The sequence below is a fragment of the Streptosporangium heterodermiicola genome, assembly GCF_051390675.1.
Lineage (GTDB): Bacteria > Actinomycetota > Actinomycetes > Streptosporangiales > Streptosporangiaceae > Streptosporangium.
This window is the reverse complement of sequence record NZ_JBPJSR010000021.1, coordinates 40,318-58,799: the sequence shown is the minus strand read 5'-3', so window position 1 is coordinate 58,799 and position 18,482 is coordinate 40,318. Positions and strand designations below refer to the sequence as shown.

18 protein-coding genes and 1 tRNA gene are annotated in these 18,482 nt (G+C 71.2%); 11 read left to right on the top strand and 8 right to left on the bottom strand.

Annotation, left to right across the window (positions count from 1 at the left end):
* Positions 1-132 precede the first annotated feature (132 nt).
* From ACSC1Q_RS34100 to ACSC1Q_RS34090, 3 genes are all read right to left on the bottom strand, one after another.
* Positions 133-1,002, bottom strand: a complete 870-nt coding sequence (locus ACSC1Q_RS34100) for a class II glutamine amidotransferase (RefSeq protein WP_436762826.1) — start codon at positions 1,000-1,002, stop codon at positions 133-135.
* 113 nt (positions 1,003-1,115) lie between these two features.
* Entirely contained in the window at positions 1,116-2,546 is a 1,431-nt protein-coding gene (gad, locus tag ACSC1Q_RS34095; protein ID WP_436762825.1) for a glutamate decarboxylase, read from the bottom strand.
* Positions 2,547-2,660: 114 nt separating this feature from the next.
* Positions 2,661-3,437, bottom strand: a complete 777-nt coding sequence (locus ACSC1Q_RS34090) for a DUF4184 family protein (RefSeq protein WP_436762824.1) — start codon at positions 3,435-3,437, stop codon at positions 2,661-2,663.
* Positions 3,438-3,701: 264 nt separating this feature from the next.
* Here ACSC1Q_RS34090 and ACSC1Q_RS34085 point away from each other — a divergent pair, with 264 nt between their 5' ends.
* From ACSC1Q_RS34085 to ACSC1Q_RS34045, 9 genes are all read left to right on the top strand, one after another.
* Positions 3,702-4,130, top strand: coding sequence for an RNA polymerase sigma factor (locus tag ACSC1Q_RS34085; protein ID WP_436762823.1), 429 nt, complete (start codon positions 3,702-3,704; stop codon positions 4,128-4,130).
* A gap of 29 nt (positions 4,131-4,159) precedes the next feature.
* Positions 4,160-4,603 (top strand): hypothetical protein, encoded by a 444-nt coding sequence (locus ACSC1Q_RS34080; RefSeq protein ID WP_436762822.1) that lies wholly within the window; start codon positions 4,160-4,162, stop codon positions 4,601-4,603.
* Positions 4,604-4,727: 124 nt separating this feature from the next.
* Complete coding sequence (locus tag ACSC1Q_RS34075) at positions 4,728-5,318, top strand: hypothetical protein (RefSeq protein WP_436762821.1); 591 nt, start codon at positions 4,728-4,730, stop codon at positions 5,316-5,318.
* A complete protein-coding gene (locus ACSC1Q_RS34070) occupies positions 5,315-6,073 on the top strand; it encodes a heparinase II/III domain-containing protein (protein ID WP_436762820.1) in 759 nt (252 codons plus the stop codon). The genes ACSC1Q_RS34075 and ACSC1Q_RS34070 overlap by 4 nt, the downstream gene beginning before the upstream one ends.
* A 65-nt stretch (positions 6,074-6,138) precedes the next feature.
* Positions 6,139-6,711 carry a riboflavin biosynthesis intermediates N-glycosidase gene (gene ybiA / locus ACSC1Q_RS34065; RefSeq protein WP_436762819.1) on the top strand — a complete coding sequence of 191 codons (573 nt, stop codon included), beginning with the start codon at positions 6,139-6,141 and terminating at the stop codon, positions 6,709-6,711.
* Between the two features lie 13 nt (positions 6,712-6,724).
* Positions 6,725-7,177 (top strand): GNAT family N-acetyltransferase, encoded by a 453-nt coding sequence (locus ACSC1Q_RS34060; protein ID WP_436762818.1) that lies wholly within the window; start codon positions 6,725-6,727, stop codon positions 7,175-7,177.
* 86 nt (positions 7,178-7,263) lie between these two features.
* The gene (locus ACSC1Q_RS34055; protein WP_436762817.1) at positions 7,264-7,974 is read left to right on the top strand and encodes a hypothetical protein; all 711 of its coding nucleotides are present in this window, start codon (positions 7,264-7,266) and stop codon (positions 7,972-7,974) included.
* Between the two features lie 455 nt (positions 7,975-8,429).
* Positions 8,430-9,200 carry a sulfite exporter TauE/SafE family protein gene (locus tag ACSC1Q_RS34050; RefSeq protein WP_436762816.1) on the top strand — a complete coding sequence of 257 codons (771 nt, stop codon included), beginning with the start codon at positions 8,430-8,432 and terminating at the stop codon, positions 9,198-9,200.
* Between the two features lie 1,053 nt (positions 9,201-10,253).
* Positions 10,254-10,499, top strand: a complete 246-nt coding sequence (locus ACSC1Q_RS34045; RefSeq protein WP_436762815.1) for an effector-associated constant component EACC1 — start codon at positions 10,254-10,256, stop codon at positions 10,497-10,499.
* Positions 10,500-11,133: 634 nt separating this feature from the next.
* Here ACSC1Q_RS34045 and ACSC1Q_RS34040 read toward each other — a convergent pair.
* A tRNA-Ile gene (locus ACSC1Q_RS34040) sits at positions 11,134-11,207 on the bottom strand.
* A 161-nt stretch (positions 11,208-11,368) separates the two neighbouring features.
* Between ACSC1Q_RS34040 and galK the strand changes: the two genes are divergently transcribed.
* Complete coding sequence (galK, locus tag ACSC1Q_RS34035) at positions 11,369-12,529, top strand: galactokinase (RefSeq protein WP_436762814.1); 1,161 nt, start codon at positions 11,369-11,371, stop codon at positions 12,527-12,529.
* Between the two features lie 93 nt (positions 12,530-12,622).
* Here galK and ACSC1Q_RS34030 read toward each other — a convergent pair whose 3' ends face one another.
* Positions 12,623-13,219, bottom strand: coding sequence for a MarR family winged helix-turn-helix transcriptional regulator (locus ACSC1Q_RS34030; protein ID WP_436762813.1), 597 nt, complete (start codon positions 13,217-13,219; stop codon positions 12,623-12,625).
* A 266-nt stretch (positions 13,220-13,485) separates the two neighbouring features.
* Between ACSC1Q_RS34030 and ACSC1Q_RS34025 the strand changes: the two genes are divergently transcribed.
* Positions 13,486-14,787, top strand: coding sequence for an MFS transporter (locus ACSC1Q_RS34025; RefSeq protein ID WP_436762812.1), 1,302 nt, complete (start codon positions 13,486-13,488; stop codon positions 14,785-14,787).
* Here the strand turns inward: ACSC1Q_RS34025 and ACSC1Q_RS34020 are convergent.
* The 3 genes from ACSC1Q_RS34020 to ACSC1Q_RS34010 form a co-directional block, all read right to left on the bottom strand.
* The gene (locus tag ACSC1Q_RS34020; protein WP_436762811.1) at positions 14,733-16,502 is read right to left on the bottom strand and encodes a dipeptide ABC transporter ATP-binding protein; all 1,770 of its coding nucleotides are present in this window, start codon (positions 16,500-16,502) and stop codon (positions 14,733-14,735) included. The genes ACSC1Q_RS34025 and ACSC1Q_RS34020 overlap by 55 nt on opposite strands.
* Positions 16,499-17,368 (bottom strand): ABC transporter permease, encoded by an 870-nt coding sequence (locus ACSC1Q_RS34015; RefSeq protein ID WP_436762810.1) that lies wholly within the window; start codon positions 17,366-17,368, stop codon positions 16,499-16,501. The genes ACSC1Q_RS34020 and ACSC1Q_RS34015 overlap by 4 nt, the downstream gene beginning before the upstream one ends.
* Before the next feature lie 142 nt (positions 17,369-17,510).
* On the bottom strand, positions 17,511-18,482 hold the full coding sequence (locus ACSC1Q_RS34010) for an ABC transporter permease (protein ID WP_436762809.1): 972 nt from the start codon (positions 18,480-18,482) through the stop codon (positions 17,511-17,513).

Below are 18,482 nucleotides of genomic sequence, written 5' to 3'. Positions count from 1 at the left end.
GCGATCCCGTCGACCTGGCGCGGGTTCCTCCTCACACGCCCCTCCGGTCATCGGCCCCGGCGGCCCCGGACCTGACGCCGTGCGGCCTCGTCCCTGACCTGCGGTTCGATCCGTACCTCGCGAGGCGCGACGTCAGGTGACCTGCTGCGAGGCGGCGGCCTCGGGGCGCAGGTCGGCGAGGCTCATCCGGTGCGCGGGCTCGTCGGGCAGCACGATCCGGCGGGTGGGGACGAGCCCCGGTCCGACGTGGAGCAGCTCACCGGCCTCCATCGAGCACCAGTCGGGATGGTCGTCCATGCGTTCGCTCGCGACCACGAACGAGGGGATCCCGGCGAGGTCGCGGGAGCGGACACGCATGCGGCCGTCGGTACCGCTCTGGTCGAGGTGCCGGCCGCCGTGGCACCCTCCGGCGGCACGCTGGAGCATGTGCAGTTCGTGGGTGTCGGGGTATCGCAGCGCCCACAGCTCCTGCGGGGCGGTGAGGACGATGTTGAGGGCGTAGACGGGCAGGTTCCCGGCGATCCAGCGGGCTGCGGCCTCGATACCGGCGGCGACGTCGCCGCCGCGCGCCCTGGTCTCACGGGTGATCAGCGCGAAGAAGCGCTCGGAGTCGGTCTCCCCCTTGACCAGCGCTCGATCCCGGCCCAGCTCGGCGTCGAGCTCGTCCAGGCCCTCGATCACCCCGTTGTGGGCGAAGATCCGGCCGTCCTGCAGGAAGGGATGCGTGTTGCGTTCGTCCAGGCCACCGGTGGAGGCGAAGCGGACGTGGGCCAGGAAGGTGGTGGACTCCGTCCACTTGGCCTCCTCCGCGAAACACCTGTCCTCGAAGGCGGCGACGGGGGCCTTGTGCACCTTCGGGGTGCCGTCGGCGCCGAAGTACCCCAGACCGACCCCGTCGGGATAGCGGCGGCTCTGCTCGCTGAGGCTGTCCGGCGCCTCCAGGAGCCAGAAGGTGGCACACGCACGACGAGGCGCGCTGCTCATGCCAAACAAACGGCACATCCCGATGCCCCCTTCTTCCTTCTCCTCCGGCCGCGCCGGTTCTCCCGACCGACCTTCTCCCCCGGTCTTCTCCCACGACCGGCGCGGACGTCCTCGGGCGCCGCCGTACGCCCTCAGCCGTGACCGTGGCGCCGAGGGGTCTTGCTCTCGGTGCCGTGCGCGAAGCCTCCGGCGTCGTCGGCGGTACGACGTGGTCCGCCCTGGGCCTCCAGCCGGGGCAGGACCCTGCGCAGGTCCTCCAGCAGCAGATCGGCCAGGTCGTGGCTGAAGCCGTTGCGGACGACGACGCGCAGTACCGCCAGGTCCGTACGGTTCGCGGGGAAGGTGTAGGCGGGCACCAGCCAGCCGCGCTCACGCAGCGCGGCGGAGACGTCGAAGACCGTGAAGCCGTCGATTCCCTCACGCACCCGGAAGGCGAACACCGGAGTCTGGCCGCCGTCGGTGACCAGCTCGAAGCGGCCCAGCCCGGCGATCTCACCGGCCAGGCGGGTCGCCACGTCCCGGCAGGTCCGCTGCACCCGGCGGTAACCGTCGAAGCCCAGCCTCAGGAAGTTGTAGTACTGCGCGACCACCTGGGCACCCGGCCGGGAGAAGTTCAGCGCGAAGGTCGGCATGTCCCCGCCGAGATAGTTGACGTGGAAGACCAGGTCGTCGGGGAGCGCGGTGGCGTCGCGCCACAGCACCCAGCCCACCCCGGGCATCACCAGCCCGTACTTGTGCCCGGAGGTGTTGATCGACACCACTCGCGGCACCCGGAAGTCCCAGCGCAGGTCCGGGTCGAGGAAAGGGGCGATCATGGCACCGGAGGCGCCGTCCACGTGGATCGGCACGTCGAGTCCGGTACGGGCCCGCAGCTCGTCCAGGGCCGCGGCGATGTCGGCGACGGGCTCGTAACCGCCGTCGAACGTGGAGCCGAGGACGGCGACGACCCCGATGGTGTTCTCGTCGCACGCCTCGACCGCCGTCTCGGGGCTCAGGTGGTACCGGTCGCCCTCCATGGGCACGTACCGGGGTTCGACGTCGAAGTAGTCGGCGAACTTCTCCCAGCAGATCTGCACGTTGACGCCCATCACCAGGTTGGGCCGGTCGGCGGGGCGGCCCTCCTCCCGGCGCCGGTGCCGCCAGCGCCGCTTGAGCGCCAGGCCGCCCAGCATCGCCGCCTCGCTCGACCCGGTCGTCGAGCAGCCCGTCGCGCGGTGGGGGTCCTCGGCGTGCCAGAGCCGGGCGAGGATGTCCACGCATCGCGTCTCCAGCTCCGCGGTCTGCGGGTACTCGTCCTTGTCGATCATGTTCTTCTCGACGCACTCGGCCATCAGCCTCAGCGCCTGCGGCTCCGCCCAGGTGCTGACGAACGTCGCGAGGTTCAGCCGCGCGTTGCCGTCCAGCATCAACTCGTCGTGCACCAGCTGGTACGCCGTGTCCGGCTCCATCTCCCCGGCCGGCATGGCGTGGCGCGGGACCCGGAGGGGCTCCCGGCTGAAGACCGGGTTGATCTCCAGATCCCGGCTCCCGCTCCCGGTGCGACCGGGCCGCCTCAGAGGCATCGTCCATGTCCTTCCGGAGCTGATCAAGCACTGTGAGCTGGGGTTTTCCCTCTGGACGGGATACCCGGCCACCGCCGCGCGACACCATTCGCGGACGCGCGGAACCGGGGACCGTCAGTGAACGGGATCTTCGACTCGATCCGGCCGGGGCGTGTCCCGCCGGGAGCGCGCCACCGACCACACGTGCCACACGACCACGTAACCGGCCAGGACGGCGCCGCCCCCGACCATCCCGCCCAGGATCAGGCAGCGCACCAGGTCGTACAGGCTCACCGCGGCACGCTCACCGGTCCCCAGCACGGCCGCGCCGACACCCGCGGCGCCCACTCCGGTGACGAGGACCCAGCCGCGCCACCGTCCCGTCACGCCGGGCCAACGCCCCGGCCGTACGGCGGCGCGCCGGTACCACAGGGCGAACCAGCAGGCCAGGACCACGAGCCCGCCCAGCGAACTGACGTACATCACCACGTTGAACACCCGGTGCGCCCCGACGACCGAGACGCGCATCGCCGGCCAGTGCACCACGGCGAAGCCTCCCACCTGGGTGAACCCGTCCCACACCAGGTGCGTGGCGACACCGGTCAGCAGCGCGGCCACCACCGCGACCCCACGCCCGTACGGCGCCCGGCCGGGCAGGCGCGCGCGCAACCCGTCCGGGGCGAGCGCCGTCAACGGCGCGCGCAGCAACAGGTCGAAGACGACGAGCACCACCACTCCCAGGGGCAGGTCCACCAGCAACGCGCCCGGCCAGCCGTGGGTGATCTTCGAGGAGAAGGGCAGCGGCAGGTAGTACGGCAGGTCGGGAATCATCGTGCCGACCGCCAGCGCCGCGGGGGGTAACCATCGCCGCAGCGGCAGGATCGCGACGACATGGCTCAGGGTGAAGGGCACGCCCCATTATCGGCGTCGTCGACGCGAGCGGTGATCATGCCGGAAGCCCGGCCGTCCACGACCGGCGCCGAGCCCCTCCGCGACGTACCGGCACACCGGAGCCCGGCCCGCACACCCGACGGCCGACCGGCCGCGACCATCGGCGAGCCCGTCGTCCGTGACCGTTGTCGTGACCGTGAAAGCACATCGGCGGATCGGGTGATAAAGAGTGATCGCCGATCGGTCCGAAGGGTCGCGCATGACGGGAAGACCATCGTGACCACGATGTCCTGGACCGCTCGCCCGGTGGACGACGCCGAGGTCGTCCGGCTCTCCCTCGTCGAGCCCGAGCGGTTCAGCGCGATCTTCGATCTCCACTTCACCGAGATCCACCGCTGTGTCGCCCAGAGACCCGGTGCCGACGGCGCGGAGGACGTCGTGGCGGAGACGTTTCTCACCGCGTTCCGCAAGCGGGCGCTCTACGACCCGTCGCGTGCCGGTGGGCGGGCATGGTTGTACGGAATCGCGACCAACCTCATCGGCAAGCGGCGCCGTGTCGAGGTGCGCGCGCTGCGCGCGCTCGGGCGCCACGGCCCGGACCCCGCCCCCACGGTCACGAGGAACGGGTCGCGGCACGGGTCAGCGCGGAGAGCCTGCGGCCGAGCCTCGCGACGGCCCTGGCCGGACTCCACCGGCGGGACCGCGACGTCCTGAAGGAGCGGATCTCCGGGATGGTGCGAGGCGTGCCGGACGGTTCCGGCCCGGCCGACCCGAACGGTGACTCGGGCGGCCCGGCCGACCCGAACGGTGGCTCGGGCGGCTCGACCGGCCTGGACGGCGGTGTCGTGGCGGACGCGCTCAGCGGGCTGCTGTGGAGCAAGCCTTCGTCGCCGGAGGCGCGGGCGGCCGCCTACCGGGCCCTGGCGGAGCTGCCGAACGTCCGCTACCTGGGTACGGCGGCGGACGAGCGAGGCAGGAGGGGAGCCGCTTTCTCCTTCACCGTACGAACCTCCTCCCCCGCCCCCGTCTCGACCGTCCAGCGGACGCTGATCATCGACGTCACCAGCGCCCGCGTGCTGTCCTCGACCGGCACGGGCGGACCGGGGGCGGTCGTGGGGGACGAGGCCGAGGTGGTCCTGGAGGCGGGCTGGACGGACGACGAGCCCGCCCCTCCCACACTCCCCTAGCCCGCCCTTCTCCGAACCGCGCCCGCCCGGCCACCGTCTCCCCACCACACCCGCGCCCACACCCACACACGGGTACGCGGGCGTGCGAGGACGCCCGTACACCACCACCCTTTGGAGCGATCACGTGTTTCAGCGCGCCCGCGGGGCCCTCGGCCTGATCGGGAACCGCCCCGCCCCGCTCTCCCTCGCGACGGCCGACGGTCCTGTCGTCCACCCGGCCGAGCGGTTCCCGGCGATCGAGGTGGCCGAGGTCATGCGGGGCCGGGTCACGTTCGTCGGCCTGCCTCCCGTCGACCTGGGCCCGGACATCGACTGGCGCCTCGACCCGTACCCCAAGGGGAACAACCACGGCCTGGACCAGGACATCGCGCTGCTCGCGATCGGCTGCCGTCTCCGGCGGGAACGGTGGAGGGACCTGGCCATCCGGCGGATGACCGAGTCGGCGGAACTCTCCATCGACGCGCAGGGCGCGCTGCACGAGCAGGCTCCGCGATACGGCGTCCACGTCCACCGGCGGCTGGGAACGGCCCTGGAGGCGATCGGGAGGTGCGGGGCCGAGATCCCCGCGGGCCTCGCCGCGCGGCGGACGTCGCTGGACACGTACGTCAGCCATGCCACCCAGCCCGACGGCCGGCTGGTGCCGATCGGTGACAGCCCGGCCGACACGCGTCCCGGGGGTTTCCCGCACGGGGAGAGCACGGGGAGGGCACGGTGAAGGTGTTCGACGACGGCTACGTCTTCGGCGGGACGGCGTGGGACGACCCGGGATCCGCCCACTACCCGATCAGGTTCGGCCCCGGACGCCGCCCGCACGGCCACGAGGACCACCTGGGCGTCACCTATCACGCCCACGGCCGGGACATCCTGGTGGAGGCGGGCTTCCACTCCTACGAGAGAACGGCCTACCGGGAATGGACGGCCTCCCCCGAGGCGCACAACGTCCCCGTCGTCGTGGGCGCCGCCTTCCGCGAGGGTACGGCGACCCGCCTCGTGAGCTCGTCCACAGGCCGCGCCCGCCAGTCCTGCACGCTCACCGACGACGCGTACGGCGTCAGGCGCACCCGCTCGGTCCTGGTCGGCCACGGCGCCGACCTGATGGCCGTACTGGACACGGTCCCGGCCGGGTCGGCGCTGCGCAACCTGTGGCACGTGGGCCCGTCGCTCAGGGTGGTCTCCAACCGCGACGGCAGGGTGGTGCTGGCCGACGGGAGCTGGCGGGCGACGCTGCCGCAACTCGCGACGCCCTCCCCGCGGCCGGTCGGCGGCCAGGAGGTGCGAGCCTGCGCGATCTCGACCGGTTACCTCAGGAAGGCGGACACGGTGACGGTGCTCTCTCCTCCGGCCGCCTCCCTGCTGACCCTGATCGTCCCGGGCACCGCAGACCCGGAGATCACCGTCTCCGGGGGAAAGGTGACCGTCCACACCCCCGACGGCCCGGTCTCCTTCCCTCCCTCCCTCGACCTCCCATGACCCCGTAGGGCCGCGGTCCGGTAACCCGGTGGCCGTCCGGCGTCCGCCCGTGGCACGGTGTACGGGTGTCCGATCTCATCAGAACACCCCGCTCGGTCGCCGAGGCCGTCGCCGCCGAGCGAGACGGCGAGCGGTCGCGTTACCTGTTCTTCTGGGGCCACCGGCCGCCGCGTGACGGCGGGGTCGGCGCCGGATGCCTCAGCCAGTGGTGGGAGGTCGTCTTCACCACGGAGGGGCACGACTTCCGGTCGGCCGAGCACTACATGATGGCGCACAAGGCGTGGCTGTTCGGCGACGACGAGACCGCCGGGCGGATCCTCGCCGCCGGGCACCCCGGCGAGGCGAAGAAACTCGGCCGCGAGGTCCGCGGCTTCGACGGCGCCGTGTGGGACGAGCATCGCTACGGGATCGTGGTGCGCGGAAACATCGCCAAGTTCGGCGAGCACCCCGAGCTGAGGGACTTCCTGCTCGGCACCGGCTCCCGCGTCCTGGTCGAGGCCAGTCCCGTCGACCGGATCTGGGGCATCGGCCTCGCCGCCGACGACGAACGCGCCGCCTCCCCCGTCACGTGGCGGGGCCTGAACCTGCTCGGCTTCGCCCTCATGGACGCCCGCGACGCCCTCGGCGCCACACCGTGAGCGGGTGACCGCGATGACCGGACCCCTCCTCCCGGAGACGCCGCCCCTCATCCGCAAGGGAGGGGTCGACGACGCGCACGCGATCCGCACGGTCTTCCTCGCCGCCACCGCCGACGAACCCTACCTGCGGGAGTCCGACCCCGACACCGGACTCCCCGAGTGGCTCGAAGGCTTCCTCGGGTGCGGCTACCTGCACGAGCTCTGGATCGCCGAGCTCCATGGCCGGGTCGTCGGCTTCGCGACCCTCATCGTCGACTGGCTCTGCCACCTCTACGTCACCCCGTACGCGCAGAACCGCGGTGCCGGAACGGCCCTGCTCGCCCACGCCAAGCGCGCCCGGCCCGACGGGCCGGGGGTCACCACCCACGGGGCCAACACCGGCGCCCGCCGCCTCCACGAACGGCACGGCTTCGTCATGACCGAGGAGGACGGACCGGAAGTGACCTACTCCATGCCCGAAAAGTGAAATTCCCGTCGCGTTGACGTTCGCCGCTGCGATCATGCTTCATGATGATTCGCACATTTACGGCTACTGCTGGGATATTCGTTCTGTTGTTCGCCGGTACGGTCAGTACGGCCACCGCTTCCGCCGGTCCCGTCGTCGGGGCTCCGGAGCTGACCCACAACCCGCTCTACAAGCAGGGCCGCCTCCCCGCGGTCTCCTGCAAGGTGACCAAGGGCACCACCAAGGCGTCCACCACGAGATACCTCGACAAGGTCGTCGGCTGCCTGAACTCCTCCTGGCGCGAGGCCGTCAAGGGCTTCGTCCCCGTCAGGGTGAGCGCCAAGGCCAAGGTCGAGAAGGGGCCCTGCCTCAGCGGCCTGCGGGTGACCGGCTCCTTCGCCATCAGCTGCTACGGCGCCGTCCAGGTGCAGCTCGGCTCCGACTGGATCACGGCGAAGTCCGACCAGGCCGTCCTCGTCGAGCTCACGCGCGCGTACGCCGGAGTCATCCAGGCGCAGGTGGGCATCAGCGAGGCCTGGTGGGCGTTGCCGGCCGGGGACGAGAAGGACGGCGGCGTGGAGCAGACGCACCGCTTCTACCTGCAGGCCGACTGCATGGGCGGGATCTCCATGAAGATCCTGGGGCGCTCGGCCAAGAACTGGAAGCCCCTCCTCACCGCGGAGACGCCGAAGGAATACGGCAGATTCGACTGGTACGGCAAGCCCGCCAACCGCCTCCACTGGTTCGAGCAGGGCTACGGGTCGAGGGGCCCGGGGGCGTGCAACACCTGGAAGGCCCCCTCCTCGAAGGTCGCCTGACCCCGTCGAGCCGGGACACTTCGCCGGGTGCCGAAGTGTTTCCGGTCTAGCGTCTGCCACGTGAAACCCGGCATCGGCCACGTGAAACCCGGCGTCGGCCATGTGAGACCCTCGCCGGACACGGGCCGTCAGCCGGAATCGCCCGCCCTGGCCGCAGCGGGCGTAACCGCCGCGCCGTGGCCCCTGACCGGCGATTCCGTCCACACGGCCGACCGGGCGGCCCGTCCGCCGGGACCTCCCTTCGCCGGACCACCGGTTCCGGGAGCGCCGATGTCAGGACGGCCTTTCGCCGGACCACCGGTCTCAGGAGCGCCGGTCCCGGGAGCACACATGCCGGGCCGGCTCCTCGCCGGATCACCGGTCTCGGGAGCACCTGAGCCGATGCGCCGTACGGCATCGCCCTCGCACGCCACCCGGCCGGGCACGAACGCCGGTTCCGCGAGGGAGGAGACAGAGTGACGCCGTGGGAGATGCTGGCCGTCTTCGCGGCGGGTGTCAGCGCCGGAGCCGTCAACACCGTCGTCGGCTCCGGGTCGCTGATCACCTTTCCCGTGCTGCTCGCCACCGGCATGCCGCCCGTCACCGCCGCGGTCTCCAACACCCTCGGCCTGATTCCCGGCTCCATCAGCGGGGCCATCGGCTATCGCGCGGAGCTCGGCGGCCAGGGCCGGCGCATCCTGAGGATGAGCGTCGGCGCCCTGCTCGGCGGCCTCACGGGCGCCGCGCTCCTGCTGACCCTGCCCGCCACGGCGTTCGAGAAGATCGTGCCGGCCCTGGTGAGCCTCGCCCTCGTGTTGATCATCTTCCAGCCCCGGATCGCCGAGAGCGTGCGGCGGCGCCGCGAACGCACCAGCGGCGCCGCCGCACACCCTGACGGCGGCCCGCTGCTCCTCACCGGACTGACACTCGCCAGCGTCTACGGCGGCTACTTCCCCGCCGCCCAGGGAATCATCTACATGGCCCTGATGGGCATGCTCCTCGACGAGACCCTGCAACGCCTCAACGCCGTCAGGAACGTCCTCGTCGCCGTCGTCAACACCGCCGCCGCCCTCTTCTTCCTCTTCTCCGCCGACTTCGACTGGACGGCCGTCGCACTCATCGCGGCCGCTTCCGCCCTCGGCGGCTCGATCGGGGCCAAGGTAGGCCGCCGGCTCAGCCCCACGGTGCTGCGAACCCTCATCGTGGCGGTCGGCACCGTCGCCATCATCCAGCTGCTGCGTCCCTGACCCCAGGACCTCCGCACTTGCGCACCCCTTCCCAGGCTCGCCTCCACCGCGACAATTGAAGATGGCCAACAGGGTGCCGACAAAAGGGACAATTTAGTCGCCATTGGTGACACGTCGCGGCAATCTAGGTCACCCCGGATGGCCTGCGCACCGAAACGCCGCAGACACCCGAACAGTGGGATTCAGGCATGTCAGAGACGAAGACGCGCCACGGCCGTCCGGCCACCGTCTCCGCCGCCACGGGCGTATCCGTCTTGTGTCGCACACCTCATGCTCATGTGACCATCCTCAGCCCGCGAGCTGTCACCGCATCGCTCTCGCGGGGCGGCATTGTCCGGCTTCGACTCCTCGGCGAACGCGCTTTCCCATCGCCTCTTCGGTTCGCAAAATAGCCCAAATCATCAGATTTGAACCCGCTACCACAGGAGCGGGCAGCCTCCGCTTCCGTATGAACACCTCGCTCATCCATGCCACCAGCTGCCAGAACGGCCCTGATCATGGAGAGCCAACTTGTCATGTCTTGATCGATGCGGCATGTCCGGGGAACGTTGACTTCGCCTCGTCTCTCGACGGCAAGACCTGGGGAAAGGCAAGCGCGGCAACCGATCGTCCGACGCCGTATGGCGGGCGATGAAATCGCCGAGGGGCGGAGCCGGCCTTTGATATCCGGCAGAAAGACCCTTAACCCATCTCACGGATTTGCAAGACGAAGCGTCGAACCAACTCATACCTTGACAGGTAACTGGAGTAACAGCGGATGATAGGGATCCTAGGCCACCATGGAGATGAGTTCGTGGCCAGCCTTCCCCCCACACCGGCGCCTGGACGGCAACCATCTCCGCAGCAGGCGGGCGCCCAAGGCTCTGCGGCCGGCCAGCCGCAAGGCACACCTTCACCTCATTCCATAGTCCATCGTGTCATGGCGAGAACGTCGAAATGGTTCACAGTAAGCCTACCGGTGGGCCTCAGCCCCATAATCATCGACATATTCGGCTTATATTCCAGCGGCAAGACGGTCTCCTCGGAGGCATTTTTCGGTACGAAGGAAGCCCAGTGGAATCAAGCGAATTGGCGGTCCTATTTTTAACCGGTGGTAGCGTCCTGAATGTTTTCGTGGCGGCCGTGATGGCCTGGCTGCGGGCCCGCAGGTCAAAAGACGACGTTGCTGTGACCATACGCGTCAAAGACGGACAAGAGATCAAATTGACGCGCGACCAATTCGACAACAGTGATCAGTTGCGGGAAGTCATCGCCCGCTATTCAAATAATGGCGAAACGTCCGCCGACCAACATGGTTAGGCACAAGAACAGCAACGACTCTCGACGCGGTCGGACCGGGCTCGCCGGCCAATCGCTCTCACCAGGTGCGGAAAGCTCCCGTTGTGCGAGCGGGACAGAGAAAGCTCATTGCGCAGGAAGCGATGTCCAGCTGAAGCGTCCCGTGGGCTGTGGATATCCGCACACCACCGCGCGGAGCTTAGTGCCGGCCCGTCGGCTTCAGCCGTCCTCTGTCGTCGGCTCCGCCTTCGCCAGGGTCGCCTCCATCACGCGCACAAACGCTTCCCCAGCCGGCGGCCAGGCGCACCGACCGAACTCAGCGGGGTAACCGATCACACGACCCACGATCACCGCGGGCCACGCCGTACTTCCGCTGGAGGCGGACCTCCGACAGCAGAGGGCGCCGCGGCCGAAGGCAGCCGCTCCGGACGTCCGCCTGGACGGAGTCGGTGACCTGGCAGTACACAGACGTCCTCGATCGAAGATCTATCCCGCGCACGGCAACATCACAAGGCGACCAGGTGCCCCCATGCGTGCGCGCAGGTTCCCGGTATGCCGTGGACAGGTGAACAGGCAGGCAGGCCGCCGGACGTCACAAAAGCGCCCCCAACTGCGAACACGCAGGTCAAGGACGCTTTCCGCAGATCGGAAGGGGTAGGGCGGGCGGGACTCGAACCCGCGACCCAGGGATTATGAGTCCCCTGCTCTAACCGGCTGAGCTACCGCCCCTCGCGCACGCCGTACGCGGCATTCAACCAAACGTGGACGCTGTTCGCACACCTGCCGGGCGGGACGGGTTCAAGATGTGACCTTCGGCGGGATCGGGCGTGGAACCGGGCTCCGGCGGACTCGCTACCCTACTGGTGAACCTTGTTGAGGAGTGTTGGATCATGCGCGTTGTTGAGGCTTTCAGGGACTCGTACGGCACGGAACCGGCCGGGGTGTGGCACGCTCCGGGGCGGGTCAACCTGATCGGGGAGCATACCGACTACAACGACGGGTTCGTTCTGCCGTTCGCGTTGCCGTGGGGGGTGACCGCGGCGGTGTCGCCGCGCGAGGACGGGGTGCTCAGGCTGCGGTCGCTGCAGGCGGGTGAGCCGGTGACGCTGGCGACGCTCGACGAGGCCGAGGGCTGGGCCCGCTACGTGGCCGGGGTGTTCCGGGCCCTCCGCCAAGCGGGGCCGGAGCGAGATCGGGGCCAGGAGCAGGGACAGGGCCGAGGGCGGTCGGTCGGCGGTGCGGATGTGGTGATCGACGGGGACGTGCCCCGGGGGGCGGGGTTGTCGTCGAGCGCGGCGCTGGAGGTGGTCGTCGGTACGGCGCTCAACGAGCTGTACGGCCTCGGCCTGACCAGGATGGAGATCGCCCTCGCCGCGCAGAGGGCAGAGAACGACTTCGTGGGCATGCCGTGCGGGATCATGGACCAGGCCGCCTCGGCCCTCGGTGAGGAGGGGAAGGCGCTGTTCATGGACTGCCGGAGCCTCGGGACCAGGAACATCCCGTTCGACCTGGCGAGTCACGGCCTGCAGCTGCTGATCATCAACACCGGGGTGCACCACGAGCTCGCCGACGGGCAGTACGCCCGACGTCGCAAGGACTGCGAGAACGCCGCCAGGCACCTGGGCGTCGACGCGCTGCGCGATGTCACGGACCTGGCGGGCGCCCTCGCGAGGCTGAGCGGTGACGAGCGCAGGCGCACCCAGCACGTGGTGACGGAGAACCACCGGGTCGAGGCGGTGATCGGGATGCTGCGAGCCGGTGCCGTACGGGAGATCGGGTCGCTGCTGAACGCCTCCCACCTGTCGCTGCGCGACCAGTTCGAGGTGTCCTGCGCCGAACTGGACGTGGCCGTGGAGTCGGCGGTCAGGGGCGGGGCGCGAGGGGCGCGGATGACCGGGGGCGGGTTCGGCGGATCGGCGATCGCGCTGGTCGCCGACGACCGGGTGGAGTCCGTACGGGAGTCGGTGACCGGGGCCTACGCCGAGCGCGGCTGGGCCGCACCGGAGATCTACCCGGCGACCCCGGCCGCGGGAGCCCGCCGGCTCCTCTGACCGGCCCTCCCCGGCCCCCAGACCTGCTCCGGCGTACGAGATATCGGGCGCCTCCTGAATGGGGAGGAGAACATCGCCCGGCGGGCCGGGCTCTCACGCCAACGGCCCCTTTCCCGATCCGGCGTGCGGTTCTCTCCCTCTCGTCCCCGCGTCCGCGTCCGAGGCCGACGGCCAGTCGGGCATCAGCGGTGACCCGTCCCGTTCCAGGGCACCGACCATCCGGCGCAGGAGATCGTTGAGGACCTCGCGCTCCCCGGGGGCGAGCGGGCTGAGCACTTCCCGCTCCGAGATGTCGCCCAGGTCCATGCGCTCCTGCCAGATGGCGCGCCCGGCGGGGGTCAGCGCGACGAGCAGGCGGCGGCGGTCGCCGGGGTCGTGCACCCGGTCGACGTATCCGGCCTGCTCCAGCCGGTCGAGCCGGTTGGTCAGCGTGGCCGGGTGGGTGTCGAGCCATCCGGCCAGCAGCGAAGGGGTCACCCGGTAGGGCGGCCCGGCCGCGACCAGGTGGTGGAGGACGTCGAATTCCCAGGGCTTGAGCCCGCCCGCGGTCAGCCAGGCCTCCTTGTTCCGCCTGAGCAGCCGCACGAGCACCTGCATGCGCGTGACGATCCCCTCGACCTGCGGGTCGAGGTCGGACAGCTCCCGGGACCAGTGCGCGATGTGCCGATCGATGGAGTCAGGCTCTGGCATGCCCAAAGGGTAACGCCGCCCTCCACCGGGCCGCCCTTGGTGCTCTCCACCGGGCCATCCTCAAGGCTCCCCGCCAGGCCACCCCCGACGTTCTCCGCCGCCCCCCTCAAGATTCCCCGGCAGGCCAGTCTTGGCGCCCCCGTCGGGTCACCGCCAAGGCTCTCCGCCAAACCACCAAGGCCCCCACCAGGTCACCCTCAAGGCTCCCCACCAGGTCGCCGTTAATACGGATGCATATATTATGATTTCGTAGTAATTTTCTGAGCATGCCCTCCTCATCCGGCCTCTGGGCCCCCTTGCGAGACCCCCGCTTCCGACTGCTGTGGACCGGCCAGACCCTCTCGCACGTCGGCGACTCCATCACCTCCGTGGCGCTCGCGCTCGCGATCGTCACCACGACGGGTTCGGCCACCGACCTCGGGGTGGTCCTGGCCGCCCAGTCGATCGCCACGGTGGCGCTGATGCTGCCCGGCGGCGTGTGGGCCGACCGGCTCCCGCGCCGTCGCGTGATGATGGGCGCCGACGTGGTGCGCGGGCTCGCCCACGCCGTCATGGGCTTGGAGCTGATCACCGGCACGGTCGACATCGTCCACCTGGCGGCGCTGGCGGCCGTCTCGGGGGCCGGGTCGGCGTTCTTCCTGCCCGCCGCGACCGGCCTGGTGCCCGCCACCGTCGCGGCGGAGCACCTTCCCCGGGCCAACGCGCTCATGGCGATCGCCCAGCGCGGGTCCGTGCTGCTCGGCCCGGGGATCGCCACCGCCCTCGCCCTGACCGCCGGGCCCGGCTGGGCACTGCTCCTGGACGCCGTGACGTTCGCGGCCAGCGCGGTGCTGCTTGGCCGGCTCCGGCTCGCGCCGATCCCGCCCGCGCCGCGCGAGCGGTTCGTCAGGCAGCTGGCCGAGGGCTGGGCGCAGCTGCGCCGCCACCGGTGGTACTGGACGAACCTCGTCGGCCACTCCCTGTGGAACCTCAGCCGCTGCGCCCTGATCACGATCGGCCCCGTGATCGCCGTCACGACTCTCGGCGGCGAGCTCGCCTGGGGCACGATCGTGCAGGGCGGCACGGTCGGCGCCCTGTGCGGCGCGCTGCTGGCTCTGCGGGCGAGGCCGCGAAAGCCCCTGGTCGCGGCGAACCTCGCGCTCGCGCTCGGCGCGCTGCCGCTGGTCCTGCTCGCCGCCGGGGCGCCCGCGCCGATCGTCGCGGCGGCCTACGGACTGATGACCGGCGGCCTCGCGTTCATGGCCCCGCTGTGGGAGACCGCCGTGCAGGAGCACATCCCGTCCGAGGCGATCTCACGGGTCTCCGCGTACGACTGGCTGCTCTCCCTCGGGCTCACCCCTCTCGGCATGGCCCTGGCCGGTCCGCTGGCCGGCGCGGTGGGCACGGCCCCCACCCTGTACGGGGCGGCGGCGCTGCTCGCGGTCTCCTGCCTGGGGGTGCTGGTCCTGCCCGACATCCGCGGCCTGCGTCAGGGCTCGGCCGGCACCCACGGCCTCGGTCAGAGCTCGGCCGATCAGGGCTCGGCAGACACCAGTTTGGGCACCGCGCCGAGCAGCTCGCGGGTGTAGTCGTGCCGGGGCAGGAAGAACACCTCGTCCACGTGCCCCTCCTCCACGACCTGGCCCCCGCGCATGACCAGCACCCGGTCGGCGACGTGGTGGACCACCCCGAGGTCGTGGGAGATGAAGATCAGCGCGGTCCCGTCGGCGGCCTGGATCTCCGCGAGCAGGTCGAGCACCTGCGCCTGGATCGACACGTCCAGCGCGGAGACCGGCTCGTCGCAGACGAGCACGTCGGGACGGGTGGCGAGGGCCCTGGCGATGGCCACGCGCTGGCGCTGGCCGCCGGACAGACGCCGGGGGTGGCGTCCGGCGACGTCCGCGGGGAGACCGACCCGGCCCAGCAGCTCGGCCACCCGGTCGGCGAGGACACCGCGCGAGGAGCCGCGCCGGAAAGGAGCCGTGCGCGAGAATCCGCTCTCGGAGGAGAGCCCGTGCAAGGAGCCGTTCCCCGAGGAGAGACCCTGCGAGGAACCGTTACCGGAGAAGACGTCGCGCGAGGAGCCGTTCCCGGAAGAGGCGCCGCGTTCGACGGAGGCGCCACGCAGGGGTTCGGCCACCAGGCGGCCCACCGTGTAGCGGGGGTCGAAGGAGTCGAGCGGGTTCTGGGAGATCACCTGGATGCGGGACCTGCGGGAACGCCTCCGGCGCTCGCGGATCCCCGACCAGGGCTCACCGCCCAGCCGGACCTCCCCCGAGGAGGGTTCGAGCAGGCCGAGGACGAGCCTGGCGACCGTGGTCTTCCCCGAGCCCGACTCTCCCACGATGCCGAGCGTCTCGCCGGGGTAGACCTCGAACGACACGTCGTCGACCACCGTGCGCGAGCCGTACGCGGCCGACAGCCCCGAGACCTCCAGGATCGGCGCGGCGTGGTCCACGGTCCGCTCCGGCAGCGGGGCGCGCAGCGCGATCCCCCCGGCGGCGATGGCCGACAGGCGGGTGCCGCGCGAGGCCGCGGAGGGTACGGCGGCGAGCAGCAGCTTGGTGTAGTCGTGCCGGGGCGCGGACAGCACGCGTCCCGTCGGCCCCTCCTCGACGATCACCCCGTCCTTCATCACCAGTACGCGGTCGGCGATGGCCGAGACCACGGCGAGGTCGTGGCTGATCATGAGCAGCGCGGTACCCTCGTCCTTGCGGGTGGCGAGCAGGCGCAGGATCTGGGCCTGCACGGTGACGTCGAGCGCGGTGGTCGGCTCGTCGGCGATGATCAACGGCGGACCGGCGGCGATGGCGGAGGCGATCAGGGCGCGCTGGCGCAGCCCCCCGGACAGCTGGTGGGCGTACTGCCGGGCCCGCACCTCCGGTTCCGGCACCCCGACCGCCTCCAGCAGCTCGATCACCCTTTCCCTGCGGGCGGCGCGGGGGACGACGTCGTGGATGGTGAGCACCTCGGCGATCTCGTCGCCGACGGTACGGAGCGGGTCGAGCGAGGTCAGCGCGTCCTGGAGCACCAGCCCCGCGAACCGGCCGCGCAGCCGCCGCCAGTCGCGGGCGCCGAACCCGAGCGCGTCCCGGCCGTTCACCGCGAACCGGGAGGCCGTGACCTCGGCGCCCGGACCGGCCAGCCCGACCAGGGTCCTGGCCGTGACGCTCTTGCCCGAGCCCGACTCCCCGACGATCGCCACGCACTCGCCCGCCTCGATCGACAGGCTTATTCCCCGTACGGCCCGCACCCCGGCCTTGGGAAAGCCGACCCGCAGGTCCTCGACGTCGATGAGGCTCAACGGTTTCTCCCCTCGAAACGGCGCTGCAGGCGGCGCCCGACGAGCGTCAGGCTGATGACGGTCAGGGTGACGAAGAGGCCGGGGAAGAGCACGGTCCACCAGGCGACGCGCAGGTAGTTGCGGCCCTCCGACAGCATCGAGCCCCACTCGGGGCTGGGCGGCTGCGGGCCCATGCCGAGGAAGCTGAGCCCGGAGGTGGCGATGATGGCGGTGCCCATGCCGATCGTGGCGAGCACCGGCAGCGGGCCCAGCACGTTGGGCAGCACGTGGCGGACGATCAGCACCGGCCTGGCCAGGCCGAGGGTGACCGCCTGTTCGACGTAGCCGGAGCGGCGCACCACGAACGTCTGGGCGCGGATCACCCGGGCGTAGTTGGGGATCTGCGCGATGCCGATCGCGAGGATCACGTTGCCGGTGCCGGGACCGGTGATGGCGATGACCAGCAGGGCGAGCAGCAGTTCGGGGAAGGTCGCCACGACGTCGAACAGGCGGCTGAGCAGCTCGTCGAGGTAGCGGGGGGACAGCCCGGCCAGGATGCCCAGAAGGGTGCCGGCCCCGGCGGCGAGCAGGACGGCGGCGGCACCGATGCTCAGCGAGTGCCCGGCGCCGTGGACGACGCGCGACAGCACGTCGCGGCCGAGGTGGTCGGTGCCGAACCAGTGCTGGGCGCTCGGCCCGGCGAGCGCGTGCAGCGGGTCGGCGGCCAGCGGGTCGACACCGGTCAGCAGGCCGGGCGCCACGGCGGCGACCGCGGCGACCGCCAGGAACAGCAGCGGCACGACCAGCGGCGCGCCGAAGCCGTACCCGCGCCCGGCCGCCGCGGGAGCGACGGCCGCGACACCGGGGACCTCGGTGATCGTCGTCATCGGCTCATCCTCGGGCGATACGACGACCTCGGACGGTACGGCGACCGTGACGCCACCGGCTCCTTCCACAACGAACGCGACAAGCACAACGAACACGACGAGCACGACGAGCACGACGAGCACGACGAGCGCGACGGGACCGTCATCGGCTCCTCCTCAGGCGGGGGTCGATCGCGAGGTAGGCGAGGTCGACGATCGTGCTGACCGTCACGTAGGCGAGGGCCGAGATCAGCACGACCGCCATCACCAGGGGCATGTCCTTGCCGGTCACCGCGTTGACGGTGACCTGGCCGAGCCCGGGACGGCCGAAGACGGCCTCCACGATGATCGCGCCGCCGAGCAGGTAGCCGGTGAACCAGCCGGTGAGGGTGACGGCCGGGAGCAGGGCGTGGCGCAGCGCGTGCCGGGCGACGAGCCGCCACTCGGTGATGCCGCGCGAGCGGGCGGTCACCGCGAACGGCTCCTCCAGCGCCCGTTCCAGGCCCTCGCGGAGCACCTGGCCGAGCACCCCGGCGACCTGCAGCCCGAGCGCGAGCCCCGGCAGCACGAGGGAAACGAGCCCCCTGTCCCCGGAGACGGGGAACCAGCCGAGGGTGAAGGAGAAGACGGCGAGCAGCAGGATGCCGATGAGGAACGGCGGGACCGAGACGACGACCAGCTCCGACAGCCCGGCCAGGCCGCCGAGCCAGGGGCGGCGCCCGGCGGTGCCCAGGGCGAGCACCAGGGCGAGGACGACCCCGAAGAGCGCCGCGGTGAGCGCGAGCTGGATCGTCGGCAGGATCTGGGAGGACAGGATCTCGCCGACGCCGCGCTGCAGGATGTAGGAGTGGCCCAGGTCTCCCTGGAGCAGGCGGAACAGATAGTCGCCGTACTGCTGGAGCGGGGAGCGGTCCAGCCCCCACTCGGCGATGATCTGCGCCCGCCGCTCGGGGGTGTCGAGGCCGTCCCCGATGAGCACGTCGACCGTGTCGCCGGGGACGAGCATCAGCGAGAGGTAGGCCGCGGTGGCGGCGGCCCAGAGCACGGCGACGCCCGCTCCGAGCCGCCGGACCACCGGGCCGAGCCACCCGGCGGCGGCCAGCCCCCGCCGCCGGGTGAGTGTGAGGGTGCTCAC

What these genes read in the sequence shown, in the direction of transcription:
- ACSC1Q_RS34100 (WP_436762826.1), bottom strand. Translation starts at nt 1,002, where the DNA reads ATGTGCCGTTTGTTTGGCATGAGCAGCGCGCCTCGTCGTGCGTGTGCC.
- gad (WP_436762825.1), bottom strand. Translation starts at nt 2,546, where the DNA reads ATGCCTCTGAGGCGGCCCGGTCGCACCGGGAGCGGGAGCCGGGATCTG.
- ACSC1Q_RS34085 (WP_436762823.1), top strand. Translation starts at nt 3,702, where the DNA reads ATGTCCTGGACCGCTCGCCCGGTGGACGACGCCGAGGTCGTCCGGCTC.
- ACSC1Q_RS34060 (WP_436762818.1), top strand. Translation starts at nt 6,725, where the DNA reads ATGACCGGACCCCTCCTCCCGGAGACGCCGCCCCTCATCCGCAAGGGA.
- galK (WP_436762814.1), top strand. Translation starts at nt 11,369, where the DNA reads ATGCGCGTTGTTGAGGCTTTCAGGGACTCGTACGGCACGGAACCGGCC.
- ACSC1Q_RS34030 (WP_436762813.1), bottom strand. Translation starts at nt 13,219, where the DNA reads ATGCCAGAGCCTGACTCCATCGATCGGCACATCGCGCACTGGTCCCGG.
- ACSC1Q_RS34025 (WP_436762812.1), top strand. Translation starts at nt 13,486, where the DNA reads ATGCCCTCCTCATCCGGCCTCTGGGCCCCCTTGCGAGACCCCCGCTTC.
- ACSC1Q_RS34015 (WP_436762810.1), bottom strand. Translation starts at nt 17,368, where the DNA reads ATGACGACGATCACCGAGGTCCCCGGTGTCGCGGCCGTCGCTCCCGCG.